Here is a 14,595-nt window from a genome sequence, read left to right as displayed (position 1 = left end):
TAATCCAAATTAATAAGATGGCAAGCAAACAACTATTAATTCCTCTTTATGTTATATCTGCGTCTTGATAAGTAATCTCTAGTATAATGAAATTCGTTACTAATGGATTATACAATAGTTTGCAACTGATTACACCATGTTTATATTTTAGGGAACTTATTTATATTTATACAAATCTTTCCGATGTCAAATGCAACTTGATGATGAGATATCTGTCTACTACTGCATATGTCAAGCATTATAGTGGTCTACAACCTTCATAGTCAAAAGGGTGTTCCATCTGGTTCATAGGACTGTGTATAATAGATATTAATCGACTGTGAACCACTAGAATCATACAACCGAGATTTGAGTATAAGATATCCTACTGAAAAGTAACGGCATACTCGAATTTACTAATCTCAAATTAAGAATTCACGTAGTTGTGTTGACGCTAGAATTAGTATCAAAAATATTTTAAGTAAAATAACTCACATCCTCATTTATTCCTCTGCTACCAATATAGAATTTGTTTGAAGGCGTAATCCAACTTTGTGAACTAAATTACCGTTCAATTTTATTTCATTTGTTTTTATTTGGATTAAAACCAACAATCCTATTTTAAAGATCAAAAATCTATTATAATCAACTTTTTTATATAGAATATCACTGTAACAATATTATAAAATCTTTTAGAATTACATTTTCTAATTTAAAATATTGGTTACAATGAACTATGACTTTTCAGGGTCATTTTTACAGCAAACTTCAAAATTCAAGGAAAAAATCAACTTTAAAATTTATTGTACAATATTTATGAGTGTACTTCTTTTCATATTTTACCCGGCTTCGATCAGCAGTCATACATTTGCTGAATCTAATGAAACTGGTTTTTCCGAGCCTTCAGATAAAAACACTATCCAAATCGATTTAGAGTCCGTAGATACAGATGGCAATGAAGGTAACAAGGAAACAATAGCCCAAAATGGATTGTCGAATGATACTTCAAATGAAGGAGACGATAGTCAGGATGATCCCGATGATTCGACGGAAAGAAGCAATAATGAAGCGCAACCCGATAAAGACTGTTTGTTTGATCCATCATTAACCAAATGTGCTCCAGATGAAGATGGCAATTGTCCAGATGGTTTCGGTCTAAACGAAGATGGTCAATGCGTACCTAATGGTGGTTGTCCGGATGGATACCATGCAGCAGGTGATGATGAATCTGGGCGTTGTATTCCCAATTCTGATGGCTGTCCATCAAGGATGATTTTTAGACCAGGCAAGGAAACTTGCGGAAACAAAGATGACGTGTGTAGGCATTATCCTGACCTCAAAGAATGTAAAGATGGTAATGGTAGTCAAGATCGTTCAGGTAAGGATTCTGACGTCTATCACTCTGGATATGCTCACGGATGCTCTGATGCAGGTATTTCTGAAGAGTCTGATAGATACATAAATCAACCAGAAAAAGGACCAAGTAATCATACAGATCAATTTATGAATGGTTACTATGATGGATTCTATTCTTGTTCAAAGGTATCAGATAATCAAACACCAATTGCAAATGCTGGACCTGATAAGATCATCACTGCCGGGCAATCCGTTAATCTTGATGGAACAAAAAGCTACGATCCAGACGGAAAGATTGATAAATATCAATGGAATCCTGCAGAATCATTTGCACCAGGCTGTTTAGATATAACACTAAGAAACGAGAATTCACCCATACCAATCTTTAGCGCCTCATCAACCATATCACATAAATGTAGTAGTTATTATGAATTAGTAGTTACAGATGATGACGGCTTATTTTCTTCAGATAGGATGACTGTTAGTGTAACTCCAATTTCAAATCAATCAGAAGGTGTGAAAATGTATAATATTCATACAATCCCGAATAGGGTACATGCAAGTGAAGACTTTGTTGTAGCGGCGACTATTTCAAATAACTTTGATTCTAACGTACAATTTACTAGTTCCTGTGATTATGGTGATCTAGGTATTAAATTTAGTAAAAATATTGGACGTGATCAGGGAAATACTTGTGATCACATATCTTTACTTAACCTAGGTCCACATAAATCTATTGAAGTTGATACTAGTGGATTGCCATTTATTACTGAAAATACAGGAAAAGTGAACTCACAAGTGACATTCGCTTACACCATTAACAACATTTCAGACAAGATTACAAAGCCTTTCTCTTTTGACATACTTCCAAAAAAGTTTAGCACGGTTAACTGATAGTAAATAATTAATGATGCCTGATAGATGGCCATGACGCAAATCATGACAATTTACATATATAAAGAGCCATAACAATTTTACTCAGATATTCCAACGTTGAAAATGAGTACAAGAGAAGGAAAAAATGATCTAGATTTTAATGAATTTTAATTTATGAAAATTCTTATGCTTTGTGGTCCAAAGGCCTTGTAAAGCTTTTGGACTGTAAGCCTTATTTCAATAAGCAATATTAACTAGATTTTGCTAACTAACCTAGTCTTACAATTTCTCCAGTCTGTTCTATCAATAATGCCATCATTGTAGAATACATTAACTCGATATCATGTTGTGATCTAGTCTTAATCGATTTATAATATCTGTGATAGCAGGTTGAAAGCATTTTTAATATTAATTGTTTATCCTCTTCTGAATTCAGGTTAGAAATAAATGGATTTAGTTGCTTAATTATCCTTTGATATGTTTCGTCATCTTTTAAAAAGGAATCCTCATCAGGGTCAAAGTATCGGTACATGAATTATATTAGTAATTTTGGCGACAGTAATTAAATAACTCTTGTCATTCTCGCAAGGCAAAATCTAACTTATTATATCATGTAATTAGAATTAGAAATTAGAGACGTTATAAATGGGAGACAGAAGCATGGAATTAGAAAGACGTAGAAAAAATATTGTCAATCTTTCACCCCGATATGGCATGGTCTTGACCTGGAACACCCAAGTCACATAATCTGGCAGGCTGGATTTTTGAGTTAGGTAGATTTGATAATCAAAGATGGTAAATTAGTTATACAGAATTATTTGACAGTCATGAGCTAATTCCTAATAATAATAGCAAAATACAAAAAGTCGTTATTTCAGATGAAAGAGACAGTGCATTTGCAGTAGTAGATATCGATACACTTTGGAAGGACGTCAAAACCAACAAAAATTTTCATTGGAAAGGCAGAGTATGAAAGCCATTAAATAAAAACCTACATTGAAAATATGTGATTAGTTAACTATATGGGTCAAATCCTCAATAAAAGAAATAAGTGTAAAGTGTGGGATTTGAACCCGCGATCCCTTTGCTCTATTGTAAAGTTCAAATCCTGGTAGCAATATAAGGGACCACATGATCATTCTCATTTTGTAGACCTTCTTTTTATTATACTTGATTTGAGCAAGAACGATACTATTTGTTGATGATGATGATGATGATGATGATGATGATGATGATGATGAATGTATGAAGGCTTCTTTGATACCGAAGTTGATTGGCTTTTATTCTATAAAGTATTGTTTGTTTATATACTGCAGGCTTATTGCTAATGTTAATGCTTTTATTAAGATTTAAGCGAAAACCCTTGATGGTTTTAGGTATATTTTTTGGTACTTTCTTAATTTTATTGACATATTTATCGTCGTTGTTTAGTTCATCTCTATTTCCTGATGCGTTGGCTCAATCAGATATTCAAACAGTCAAATATAGAAATCTGACACTAGATCTGGGTAATGGAGTTTCAACTAATGCTCAATTATCTTATCCAGCAATAGGTAAAGGACCATTTCCAGGAGTCCTCCTGATCCATGGCTCTGGTGCTAATGATATGAACGAAACTGGTGGTTTGATCCTAATTGATAATAAGACAGGTTCAAAGATTTATCCAGAAAAACAAACTTTTTTTCAACTAGCTGAATATCTTTCAGAGAGAGGATTTGCAGTACTTAAATACGATAAGAGAGGCGTTGAACCAAACTTTACTACGGTCAATAACATATGGGGAAATGTTACATTCAATGATCTCAAACAAGATGCAGAAAAGGCTTTGTCAGTACTACTAGAACAGTCAGAGGTTAATGCAAGTAAGAAAGCGACATTGATAGGACATAGTGAAGGAACGATGATAGCACCAAGAGTAGCTGTTGATAATTCAGATAAAGTCAAGAATATAGTTTTAATGGGACCAGTTGCAAATACTCTTCCGGAATTACTATATTTCCAAATCGTCAAGAATCCTCTCGACTATACGGAAAAGGTTTTAGATAAGAATGATAGTGGGATACTAACAATAAGCGAAATATCTAACGATCAAATTTTCGAGAATCTAGTTGGCGGTAATCTCACCCATCTTCTTCTTTATCATACAAACGGTATGGATTATCTTAACAAGTCATCAACAGTGAAATCACATCCTAATAATACAACTATTAGTAAAAACACAATTAGTATTGAAAATAATTTAAAGCCTGCACTTATAGCAGCGTATAACAATGTTACATTCCCTACAGATTCAGCTTTGATATCAAAATGTCTTGATGTCCATTATGGATACTTTGAATGGAATAGTGGTTTAGAAGGATGTCCCAAATGGATGAGGTCACACTCTGATTTGCAAAGTACTTTGAGTATTATAGGAAATATATCTTCAGATATTGGTGTATTAATACTTCAAGGTGAAAACGACACTGCAACGCCTCTTGAACAAGGCTTGCAACTACAACAAAGACTAATGGAAGTGAATCATCCTGACCATCTTTTAATTACTTATCCTGATCTTGGACACTCCCTATCGCCTTCCAGCAACTGGATAAGTCAGAGTGGACCATTGACAGAATATGTCCTAAAAGACATATTTGAATGGCTATCCTCCAGAAGTGGATAGACATATCTTTTTACTTTTGTCTTTTTGCATTTATCTATCCAATTTTAATACTATTCATTTTAGAATATCTGATTTAGATGAAAACAATGCTACAAGGAAACTATATCTTTAATGAAATTCATAATTGGTTGCCAAATTCAATGGCCAAAGAGATGTGAAACAATGAATTTAAAGAAAGGAAAGGACGAGTGCGAAGTGTAGGATTTGAACCCGCGATCCATCGATAAAGAAACGACGTTATCCCGCACTTAGCTGAGCGAGATCTGATTCCTTCAAAGGAGACAGACAGAGCGAGTGATCCATCCAGAGGTTTATTCGCTTCCACGTTAACAAGAAAATGAATATGTGTGTTAAACCCCTATGATATAATAAAGCGAAGAATTTCAAGTTCAGTATTTGTCAATCACTTTTATAGGCCTGACATGAATGAAATAACCGCAAAGAGGATAAGACCTGTGTTGGATGAGTTGAGGAGTGAATTGCTAATCCTCGATGATTTTAGTTAATTTCATCGTTATGAATAACAGCAAGAGGAATGTCTCCCTTAAAGATGGTTCTAACGTGTTAATGGTGCGAAGATTTGGATAGCGCTATAACTTGAAGAAATGAATTATTGTATAGAACATAGCAGGATTTGAGAATAAGAAGATTATCAATAGTCTATGCTATTTTATTACGAGACTAGTGGATTGCTATAGGGAAAAGAGGAACTAAGAAAATTGTTACTTGGTTAATAAAGAGTCTATAATTTCCTATAATTGTTTGTTGTGTATCAACAAAACTTGGAACGTTGTCTTCTTGCTCATGGACCTGTCTAATTGATTACTCATAAACCGAAATACTATTGGATTATGCGAGTATTGAGAGAATTATTTAGATTCATTGAATAATTGTTAGAAGAAAATAAGAGAATGAATACTTGATATAAGAATCCTATATCATTTAAATAAATTTTTGAAACAAAAAGTATTAAAAAAATTATGGTGTTGGTGGATTTGGAGTACAAACTCCTTCTGCACCATTATCTGGATAAACAGGAACACCATTTGGTAACACTATTGGAATTCCAGCTGAATGCAATCCACTTACGTTTGGACAATCATCGCCTGGTAGTCCTTGTTCACCTTGTGGTCCTGCTGGTCCTGGTTCACCTTGTGGTCCTGCTGGTCCTTCTGGTCCAATTTCACCTTGTGGTCCTTGTTCACCTGGTAGTCCTTGTTCACCTTGTGGTCCTGCTGGTCCTTCTGGTCCAATTTCACCTTGTGGTCCTTGTTCGCCTGGTAGTCCTTGTTCACCTTGTGGTCCTGCTGGTCCCGGAGGTCCTTCTGGTCCTGGTTCACCTTGTGGTCCTGGAGGCCCTTGTTCTCCACCTATACAGTTAACTATGCAATTCCCAATTCCGAATAGCGTTGCATCTGCTGAATGTTGCAGCGATAATCCACTTAAGAACAATGCCGTTGTAACGAGCATCATTCCACTTATAGATTTGATAGTAATCATTTTAAATTATTTAAACAATAACAATTAGCTTAAACTGAGTTTTGATACTAAACTCTGTACTGGAAATTTAGAAAATAATTCTATAAGTTATCGAGGTATGACGAAGTATGATTACACATGTTGGACCGACATGTGCCAATTTAGGAGTGGGTTTTAGTCTTGTAACCAAGAAACTGACAAATTTATCCAGTGACCACACCTAATGACTTACCTCGTCTATGAGTTGTCTAAATTCCGGATTCTGATATTTTCTGTCATAGTATTCGGCAAACCTTCTCAGGGGGTCGCATATCGAGACCCTAACATGTCCCGATAAAGGATGTATAATAGGAGGTTTTGTAAAGAAAATATCCTTATTTCTACTGTAGTATACGACAAGATCACGGGCATACTTTTTGTAAATATATTTCTTGCAAAAATCTTTTAACACATCTTCTTCGTCCACATGTTTGTAAAGTTCTACTGAAAAGTCGTCGGTCACCGAATCTTTTATTCCTCTTATCTCTTATCTCTTATCCTTTCAAGTAGCTTTTCAGTTTGTTCATTTCTCTGATAAGTGGGCCATTTTTTATTTAGAACAGCCTTGATGAACTTACCCAAAGTAGGAAAATTATTCCTTCGCAAAAAGAAGTTCAATCTCACTAAATCGTCTTCAGAAAACATGACTCCTACGGTTTTGTTCTTTGTCTTCTTAGCCGATGTAATTTCCGTACTTTTCATATAAGTTAATATACCTTGATTAATTTAACGTTCTTGCGGTTCCTTAACAAAGATCAATTATATTAAAAACGTCCGAGTTCATATTAATAAATTCTTGTATTTATTAATAAATTTACGAGCGGCTAAACAATATATTAATAATTTTATTAAGTGACAAAAACCCCTCACGAGCAAGTGCGAAGTGCGGGATTTGAACCCGCGATCCCGAGCTTGGGAAGCTCGTACCTTAACCAGGCTGGGCCAACTTCGCCTAATTTCTAAAGTAATTATGCGATATTAATAACTTATCTCAATTACTTGTAACTTTCCCAAATTTTGCCTTTTCGGAAAGCAATTTTTCTTGCAGAACTCATATCTCGTATGCCACCACGATTCTTGTCTGAACCTTCTCTTATGGATGTACCATATTCATCGACAATCTCAATTATCACCCCATCTTTAAAATACGATTTAAGAATCCCTGCAATTTGATGAGATAGGGCCAAACTTCCATCCCCGATTCTAACAATTTTAGTTGGAGATTCAATAGAAGATAAAATAAATATGATCCTTTCCACAGTAGCGTTTACAGAAGACAGAATAATTTTGTCTAATTCAAACTGGCAATACAAAATTGAAATACCAATCCTTTTGCCAGGATCAATTCCCACCACAAGTTGTTCTTTTGAGGAACCACCATTCACATTACAACTTTGAAGGATTTTTGCCTTTATGGTTAGAGGATTCTCTTCTAACTGAGTATCTAAAACCATATTCTCACCGTTTACGATCCTCGATTCAATATCAGTAGTAATAATCACCTTGCCGGTGGCTAAGGCTGCTTCTTCAGGAGATAAAGACAGATATCTTAGATCCATGGATTTTAGAGCATTAGTAATTCGATAATACGATCTTCCAGAAACGGTAGCAACAATAACTGGTGGACAACTTGTTAAGTTGAACATTTCTATTGTTATACCAATACTTTCTAAACAAGACTATTAAATATTACGCATAATTTTCTGCAATTTGTTGTAGAATCGTTATTAAATCCATTTAAATTTACCAAAATGGCAATATCTACTATTTTTTAACAAAGTGATGAATAATATATTCATATATTTAACCAATTAATTGAAATTATCTTTACAATATTATCTATCATTATAAATTCATGTCTCAAAATGATGAAAAATTAAAAAAATTAAACTGTTAAATTCAGTATTGCTTGTGCAATATCCCCCTTTGAATCAGTCAATGCTACAATTGCTTTTTCTTTGGTAACATTTGCTTGTTGCATTACCAAGACAATATCTTCTTCTTTAAAGGATGGAACATCTCGTTTTGTTTCTTCGATATCGGATGCTACAACTTGGAAAATAGTACTATCTTTACCCTTCATTTCAACAACTTGGGGTTTCCTAAGAAATATCTCTTTGACATCCGTTCTGATAATAACTTCTTCTACCGAGTCCATTTCCTTCATATCAAGACCCATTCGGTCAAGCATCCTGCGCATATCTCGATTGCCGGATCGCATCATATTTTCACCTATGCGGTTCTGCTTTTTATTCCTTCTCTAACCTTCACACCAATTCCTCGGTGTCTGGAATTTCCATCTTCTCCATCAGAAACATCATCAATAATTCGAGAGAAATATTCATATGAAAACAGCGATCTACCTACAGCTATCACAGAATTATTCCGATTAAGTATCGCTACGTCTGAACCGCATTGAATATTTTTTCCACACTTTGAAATATGTTTTATAAACAATGAGCGACCTTCGGACACAAATGGAATCGCATCATCGATAGGAACTATGGTATTTTGAACAAAATTTTTACTTTTTAAAAAAAGTGAAGCTCCAAGAATAGACAAGGCTATACCACCATCTGTCCTAAATGTGCCAATGAGGCATCCATCAATACTAAAGCTTCTTACCTTACCTGTTTTACGAGAGTATTCAATCTCCAAATTATCAGGCAGAAGAGCACCTACATCCTTTCCAAAAAGAAAATTCACATGAGAGCGGATTTTTTGTTCGGGGTCAACAAACAGCTTTTTCAATAAGAATTGATAATACAAACAACTCGAATAAAAATCAAATCAAAAGTTGTTTTACTATACCTATGGCCTCTAGAAGCGGCAGAGCCCATATGATAAGAGCAAAATCCTTTATATGCAAATTTGAATATTATATAAATACATATAGTATATTTATGGTTGATTCATTATAAAAATGTGATACATGTGTCGTATTTTCACAAGTATCAGAACATAACTACAACAACAATAATATAATATTATTAAACTCCTTATAAACAGACAAATCTTTCATACTGCTTAGTATAATGCTCAACTAAAATGATAAACCATCCAGCTAGTAGAGCGAATGATGAGTTGTAGATAATGATAAAAGAATGGAGTATAAATTAACCACTTGAACGACTCGCGTAAACCAGGTTTTAGCAAATCGATGTTCATACTACAAATCCTAATAAATTAGATCAGACTAATATGATCAATGGTTTCTTTTTGTGAATTATGTGGCAAGCATACTGATGTAAGCAAAAAAGTTATGATAGAAAAATCAATTTTTAATGTATGCTTATCGTGTTCAAAAAGAGGCAAACCCATCGAATCGAATTCAAAATCTACAATGACATTCTCACAATCTTCAAGAAATTCCATAGTACCCAGAGGTCCCAACACTGGAGGAAATCTAGCTGTCAGACAAGGTGGCCCAACTGGCATTTCCCCTGTTTCAAGAAATCAATATTCAAGACGAATAAGACCAATGCCAAAAATTAAACCCCCACCATTGAAAAAAATTGACATGCTTGACGAACTGATTCTGGATCCTGATTATCCCGCACTTATAAGAAACTCAAGGACAACCAAAGGTCTAACACACGATCAACTGGGGCAAAAAATAAACGAAAAGGTAACACTCATAAGAAAAATAGAAACAGGGGCGATAAGGCCAGATGAAGTTATAGCAAAAAAACTCGAGAGATTCCTTGGAATCAAGTTGTATGTTAAAGCAAATGAAGAGGATACTGAGGAGTAAATCAGATTTATATCTGCTATTTGGCGGGGCACTCAATATATAAAGAAATAAAAGCAGAAATGCAATCAAGAAAACTTTTGTCAGAGGAACCTAACACTTTACAGAAATTTGAAATATCCCAAGCTCCTACCTTGTATTCACCGTTTGTAGCAGTGCTTAGAATAGGTCATCGACTTGTTCGAGATGATAGGACCACAACACATGCAGTTTTGGTTTCTCGAGCTTTAGGATGCAAGAAAATATTTATGACTGACGTAGACGATGAAATAAAAAACACACTGAAGAAAGTGAACCAAAGATGGGGCGGTAATAAGGATTTTGAGCTTCAAATTATCGACAATTGGAAAAAAACAATCAAAAAATGGAAGGAAGACAACGGGATAGTGGTCCATCTTACGATGTATGGTGAACGGATTAACGATAAAATCGACGAAATCAAGTCCAAGGCTTCTAATCAAAAAATACTGGCAATAATTGGAGCAGAAAAAGTACCTAAAGAGATTTATGATTTATCAGACTATAATTTAGCCATAGGTAATCAACCTCATTCAGAAATAGCAGCTCTTGCTGTCTTCTTAGATAGGATATTTGGAGGCAGTCAGTTAGACAGGAATTTTGAAGACGAATCAATGAAGATCATCCCATCAGAAAGGGGAAAAAATGTGGTCAAGATAAATTAGTGTTATAGTAAACCGAAAGCAGTTTTTTAATGGACTAGAGTGCTAGTTAAATCATTTTTTGACCGATATTGTATAAGTACCCTAGTTAATTTAATAAAAAAACAAATCATAATAAATCTCTTCAGTGCATTGTCAATCCAAATTTGTATCGACCAAATATATTTACAATACAAATTGAGAAACATACCTGAATTCATACAGAATTAAGTTATAATAAACAAAACCGCAAGGAATAAAAAAAAATGATCGATATGATAGACTTGATGGGCGACACACAACTTAGAGCCATGAGGACTAGAATTAAGATCCTAAGAGCTATTGTCAAAAAAAACGGCTCTGCTTGTTTTTCAGAAATAAGAACACTAACAGGCCTATCTACTGGTTCAATATACTATCACCTAGAAAGAATGAAAAATTATGTTTTAAAGAACTCCAAATATTATGAAATTACGAAAGAGGGAATAGACCTTTTAATTGAAATAGACAAAAAAAAGGATTTCTCACTCTCTACTCGAATCATCTAAATTACAATAAAAAATCAAGTAATCACAGTTTTTAGCTGCGATCTCTCCAGAGCCCTCTTAATTTCCAAAGATATTCGCCTCCCTGTGCTCATCGGAGTATCGTATAAAAGATCTGAATAAGGTGATCCTGAAACGTACAAGTTGGTACCAGCAACAATCCTTGCTGAAAATTCAAATGCTGTGAATTTTGTGTTGTTATCATATACGCCTTCTATGCAAAATGGCCCAGGCATTCCCGGTGGAACTAATTTTTTAGAAGCATCAACAAAACGCTCACCCATTTCATATACCTCAGGCAACAAAGATTCACGAAGAACAATGGGCAAATTTCCTACAACAGTGTATGATGGTTCCACAATTGTTTGCATTTGAATCTTTGAAGGAATACGACCGATGGCATCAATATCGGTTTCATATCTTCTATCCATTCCCAGCAACTCCAACTCATTATCTAACGGTGAGTAAAAATATTGTAAATAAACCGGCACACCATTAGCATATTTTTGTATAAAAAGATCATTTTCAGACTTTATGGTTTGGGAATTGACCAAAATCTGAGCCTGTTGCTCAAATCCAGCCTTATCGGTAACCAGAAAATAACCCTTCCCCCCGGCTGCACCATGCAATTTTACAATGCATAACCCATCAATGTCATCTTTTGAGGGCACAGGAATGGGTGAGGGTAATTTAGATTCATCCATCAATCTTTGTTTCATCATTCTATCGGATTCCCACCTTAAGATCCACTTGTTACCAAATATTGGTATTTTGATAGACTCTAATTCGTCACTATTTAGCGAAGAAATTAAAGTTCCATGAGGAATCAATATGGGATTGTATTTTTGAATAAGGCGTGCTTGCAACTCTGTGTCAACTATATCGTGCAGATTTTTTAACAATATTATAGTATCTATGAATTTAAACCTCTTGTATAATGCAAAGCGCTTTTCGTCACATATTATCAAGGTCTTAAAGCCTTCATCTTTTGCACCCTTGAGAACTTGTAAAGAGCAGTGAGAGCCTAAAGTCATAATAGTATGGACATCATCATCGTCTTTCCGGTTTTCATTTTGATGTAAAGTCATTGCCTCATTCATTGTTAGGGTTTCACAAATAATGGATTTTACTCACAAATTAAATTTTTTTGCATTGTAGAAAACTTGTTTGAATATTAAGTGATTTTATCGTCATTGTCATCATCATCATCATTCTTACAAAAAAAAGTAAAATCCAATTATTTTAATCCCATTGGTAAATATTGAACAACCTATAACTTGTTTTAAATAATATGGGCTCAATCAATAACAATTTCAATATAAAAAATGGATATTCGGCAATAAACAAAGAGGTAATTCATGATGGCCAAGTCAAATTAAGAATTGACTCATTTAAATTAAATGGAAAAATTTTTAAAAAAGAAGTAGTAGAGCATAATCCTTCGGTAGGAATCATACCAGTATTAAATGAAAATGAAATAATCCTAATTAGACAATTTAGACATGCCGTCGGGAGGAATCTAGTCGAAATACCTGCAGGCAGAATAGAGTCAAATGAAATGCCTATGGAAGCGGCAAAAAGAGAATTGGCTGAAGAAACAGGCTATGGAGGAGTATTGAGCCCAATTACAAATTGGTTCCTTGTGCCTAGCTATGATACAGAGTTAATGCACTTTTTTGTTGCGAAAAATCTAAAAAAGTTAGACAAGCCAAGGAAAATGGATGAGGACGAAAATATAGAGACAATGGTCGTCAGTTTGCAGAATGCAGTACGCTTTTGTTATGATGGGACAATTACAGACTGTAAGACAATAGCAGCCATTTTATTATACTACGGTATAGTCAAAAATCAGGTATAAAAGAGAACTGGAAGGTATCAAGATCATTTTATCGCTTGTTCTTTGTTTTTTTTTTGAGCAACAAGTCTTCTTTTCTTTCACAGCTTTTTTAGATACCCAATTACTTGTTCTAATGAGGGATCATCTCCACCAAAATTATCTATATGAAGCATTGCAAGTAAATTTGCAAAGGCTAGTTTCTCTTCGCTTGTAAAACCAGCAAGCTCACCAAATATGAATCCCGCATCCCATGAATCGCCTGCTCCACTCACAATATTGATTTCAGGCGGAGTAAGTGCACTAACAAAGGTAACACATCTATTGTCAGCCAGAATTGATCCTTTGGTTGTATGTATGCAGAGTCTTATCCCAAGGTAATTATAAATAAATTCGGCAGTTGTACAAAAATTATTTAGGTTATCTAGCAAATCATCCGTATTATAACTATACCAAAGATTTTGCCCGTCCTTTTTGCTGCTAATATCCTTCAAGGCCTTGACAATGTGATTATATTCGTTTTCATTAATGCTTAATATATCAATGAGATCAGAATTATTTTTTAGCGTATTAACAAATTCAAATGATCTCAATTCAAAATCAGCGGGATCGATAAAGTGAATTGATTGAGGAGACTTTGAAAAGACAAACTTCATCAGATCAGTTCCTCTATAATTTGATGCCCAGTTTGTAAATACTACTGCTTGTACAACCTTGAGTTTTTTGAGTGTTTCTTGTGTTTCTATAAGTTCAGGACCAAAGTTATCATTGTCACCTACATCGCTAATCATAATGTTTGCAAATGAGGGTTTTATAGCAGTTGCTGGAGGTGTATTGGATTGACGATCTAATGGATGACTAGATGGCGATGGCAAATCTGGTGATACGATAGACGAGTCTGCAGAAAAAGCAAACTCAAAAACCGATGATAAACCATGTTTTCCCTTGACAACTTGTAATTTAACATTTTTACCAAACGATGAAAAAACAGATTTCAAGATAGCGGACCCGACAAAGTCAGAGACAGTACAAAGTTCTATTATCAAACCAAGCTTGGCAAGACAATATGCAACATTTACAGCATTTCCACCCTTTATGTCCTTACTGATATATCCTCTCATACTTCCACCACCTGCAACAATTTTTCTCTTCACATCTCTGAAAAAAAGAGATTCGTTTGTAACTTCTATTATTCTATCAACAAAAAAATCAGGTAATACGAAGACTTTGGATCGAGTTTGACTTTTATCATACTCTTCTAGCTTCGTACAGAGACTCTTTAGTATTCGAAGGGTATCACCCTCTTTATTATAAATAGAATGATGATGATTATTCAAAATGGGTCTTTACATGTGTTGCATTTATGAATAAATTTATTGTCCCATGATTTTTTTGATTTCCAAACCAACCTCTAC

At 34.5% G+C, this 14,595-nt stretch carries 16 protein-coding genes and 1 tRNA gene; 6 read left to right on the top strand and 11 right to left on the bottom strand.

The annotated features are described in order from the left end of the window. Nucleotides 1-795: 795 nt before the first annotated feature. The gene (locus F1Z66_RS09635) at nt 796-2,229 is read left to right on the top strand and encodes a PKD domain-containing protein (RefSeq protein ID WP_149863402.1); all 1,434 of its coding nucleotides are present in this window, start codon (nt 796-798) and stop codon (nt 2,227-2,229) included. A 250-nt stretch (nt 2,230-2,479) separates the two neighbouring features. Here the strand turns inward: F1Z66_RS09635 and F1Z66_RS09630 are convergent, their stop codons facing one another. Then, complete coding sequence (locus tag F1Z66_RS09630) at nt 2,480-2,743, bottom strand: hypothetical protein (protein WP_149863401.1); 264 nt, start codon at nt 2,741-2,743, stop codon at nt 2,480-2,482. 873 nt (nt 2,744-3,616) lie between these two features. Here F1Z66_RS09630 and F1Z66_RS09625 point away from each other — a divergent pair. Continuing rightward, a complete protein-coding gene (locus F1Z66_RS09625; protein ID WP_159357434.1) occupies nt 3,617-4,873 on the top strand; it encodes an alpha/beta hydrolase family protein in 1,257 nt (418 codons plus the stop codon). A 118-nt stretch (nt 4,874-4,991) separates the two neighbouring features. Here the strand turns inward: F1Z66_RS09625 and F1Z66_RS09620 are convergent, their stop codons facing one another. The 8 genes from F1Z66_RS09620 to F1Z66_RS09585 form a co-directional block, all read right to left on the bottom strand. Then, entirely contained in the window at nt 4,992-5,198 is a 207-nt protein-coding gene (locus F1Z66_RS09620; RefSeq protein WP_149863399.1) for a hypothetical protein, read from the bottom strand. A 653-nt stretch (nt 5,199-5,851) separates the two neighbouring features. After that, nucleotides 5,852-6,373: a collagen-like protein gene (locus F1Z66_RS09615; RefSeq protein ID WP_149863398.1), complete on the bottom strand. Its 522-nt coding sequence runs from the start codon at nt 6,371-6,373 to the stop codon at nt 5,852-5,854. A gap of 199 nt (nt 6,374-6,572) precedes the next feature. After that, a complete protein-coding gene (locus F1Z66_RS09610) occupies nt 6,573-6,854 on the bottom strand; it encodes a hypothetical protein (RefSeq protein WP_149863397.1) in 282 nt (93 codons plus the stop codon). Nucleotides 6,855-6,871: 17 nt separating this feature from the next. Continuing rightward, nucleotides 6,872-7,093 (bottom strand): hypothetical protein, encoded by a 222-nt coding sequence (locus F1Z66_RS09605; RefSeq protein ID WP_149863396.1) that lies wholly within the window; start codon nt 7,091-7,093, stop codon nt 6,872-6,874. Between the two features lie 175 nt (nt 7,094-7,268). Further along, nucleotides 7,269-7,343, bottom strand: a tRNA-Gly gene (locus F1Z66_RS09600). A 43-nt stretch (nt 7,344-7,386) separates the two neighbouring features. After that, nucleotides 7,387-8,037 carry a hypothetical protein gene (locus F1Z66_RS09595; protein WP_149863395.1) on the bottom strand — a complete coding sequence of 217 codons (651 nt, stop codon included), beginning with the start codon at nt 8,035-8,037 and terminating at the stop codon, nt 7,387-7,389. A gap of 239 nt (nt 8,038-8,276) precedes the next feature. Continuing rightward, nucleotides 8,277-8,615 (bottom strand): nascent polypeptide-associated complex protein, encoded by a 339-nt coding sequence (locus F1Z66_RS09590; protein ID WP_149863394.1) that lies wholly within the window; start codon nt 8,613-8,615, stop codon nt 8,277-8,279. An 8-nt stretch (nt 8,616-8,623) separates the two neighbouring features. After that, nucleotides 8,624-9,142: a PUA domain-containing protein gene (locus F1Z66_RS09585; protein ID WP_159357433.1), complete on the bottom strand. Its 519-nt coding sequence runs from the start codon at nt 9,140-9,142 to the stop codon at nt 8,624-8,626. A 457-nt stretch (nt 9,143-9,599) separates the two neighbouring features. Here F1Z66_RS09585 and F1Z66_RS09580 point away from each other — a divergent pair, with 457 nt between their 5' ends. The 3 genes from F1Z66_RS09580 (at nt 9,600) to F1Z66_RS09570 (ending at nt 11,349) form a co-directional block, all read left to right on the top strand. Continuing rightward, nucleotides 9,600-10,145, top strand: a complete 546-nt coding sequence (locus F1Z66_RS09580) for a helix-turn-helix domain-containing protein (RefSeq protein WP_149863392.1) — start codon at nt 9,600-9,602, stop codon at nt 10,143-10,145. Nucleotides 10,146-10,204: 59 nt separating this feature from the next. Beyond that, nucleotides 10,205-10,825 (top strand): tRNA (cytidine(56)-2'-O)-methyltransferase, encoded by a 621-nt coding sequence (locus F1Z66_RS09575; protein WP_149863391.1) that lies wholly within the window; start codon nt 10,205-10,207, stop codon nt 10,823-10,825. A gap of 242 nt (nt 10,826-11,067) precedes the next feature. Continuing rightward, nucleotides 11,068-11,349 carry a winged helix-turn-helix domain-containing protein gene (locus F1Z66_RS09570; RefSeq protein ID WP_149863390.1) on the top strand — a complete coding sequence of 94 codons (282 nt, stop codon included), beginning with the start codon at nt 11,068-11,070 and terminating at the stop codon, nt 11,347-11,349. A 14-nt stretch (nt 11,350-11,363) separates the two neighbouring features. On the opposite strand, the gene F1Z66_RS09565 is transcribed toward F1Z66_RS09570, so the two are convergent. Then, complete coding sequence (locus F1Z66_RS09565; RefSeq protein WP_149863389.1) at nt 11,364-12,434, bottom strand: formate--phosphoribosylaminoimidazolecarboxamide ligase; 1,071 nt, start codon at nt 12,432-12,434, stop codon at nt 11,364-11,366. A 203-nt stretch (nt 12,435-12,637) separates the two neighbouring features. On the opposite strand from F1Z66_RS09565, the gene F1Z66_RS09560 reads away from it, so the two are divergent. Then, complete coding sequence (locus tag F1Z66_RS09560; RefSeq protein WP_149863388.1) at nt 12,638-13,204, top strand: NUDIX hydrolase; 567 nt, start codon at nt 12,638-12,640, stop codon at nt 13,202-13,204. Between the two features lie 77 nt (nt 13,205-13,281). On the opposite strand, the gene F1Z66_RS09555 is transcribed toward F1Z66_RS09560, so the two are convergent. After that, nucleotides 13,282-14,517, bottom strand: coding sequence for a carbohydrate kinase family protein (locus tag F1Z66_RS09555; protein ID WP_149863387.1), 1,236 nt, complete (start codon nt 14,515-14,517; stop codon nt 13,282-13,284). Nucleotides 14,518-14,595 lie beyond the last annotated feature (78 nt).

Source organism: Candidatus Nitrosocosmicus agrestis (genome assembly GCF_008389435.1).
Classification (GTDB): Archaea; Thermoproteota; Nitrososphaeria; order Nitrososphaerales; family Nitrososphaeraceae; genus Nitrosocosmicus; species Nitrosocosmicus agrestis.
This window is presented reverse-complemented; position numbering and strand designations above follow the sequence as displayed.

Coding starts and splice junctions, on each gene's coding strand:
- F1Z66_RS09635 (WP_149863402.1), top strand. CDS start 796: ATGAGTGTACTTCTTTTCATATTTTACCCGGCTTCGATCAGCAGTCAT.
- F1Z66_RS09630 (WP_149863401.1), bottom strand. CDS start 2,743: ATGTACCGATACTTTGACCCTGATGAGGATTCCTTTTTAAAAGATGAC.
- F1Z66_RS09615 (WP_149863398.1), bottom strand. CDS start 6,373: ATGATTACTATCAAATCTATAAGTGGAATGATGCTCGTTACAACGGCA.
- F1Z66_RS09605 (WP_149863396.1), bottom strand. CDS start 7,093: ATGAAAAGTACGGAAATTACATCGGCTAAGAAGACAAAGAACAAAACC.
- F1Z66_RS09595 (WP_149863395.1), bottom strand. CDS start 8,037: ATGTTCAACTTAACAAGTTGTCCACCAGTTATTGTTGCTACCGTTTCT.
- F1Z66_RS09590 (WP_149863394.1), bottom strand. CDS start 8,615: ATGATGCGATCCGGCAATCGAGATATGCGCAGGATGCTTGACCGAATG.
- F1Z66_RS09580 (WP_149863392.1), top strand. CDS start 9,600: ATGGTTTCTTTTTGTGAATTATGTGGCAAGCATACTGATGTAAGCAAA.
- F1Z66_RS09575 (WP_149863391.1), top strand. CDS start 10,205: ATGCAATCAAGAAAACTTTTGTCAGAGGAACCTAACACTTTACAGAAA.
- F1Z66_RS09570 (WP_149863390.1), top strand. CDS start 11,068: ATGATCGATATGATAGACTTGATGGGCGACACACAACTTAGAGCCATG.
- F1Z66_RS09565 (WP_149863389.1), bottom strand. CDS start 12,434: ATGACTTTACATCAAAATGAAAACCGGAAAGACGATGATGATGTCCAT.
- F1Z66_RS09560 (WP_149863388.1), top strand. CDS start 12,638: ATGGGCTCAATCAATAACAATTTCAATATAAAAAATGGATATTCGGCA.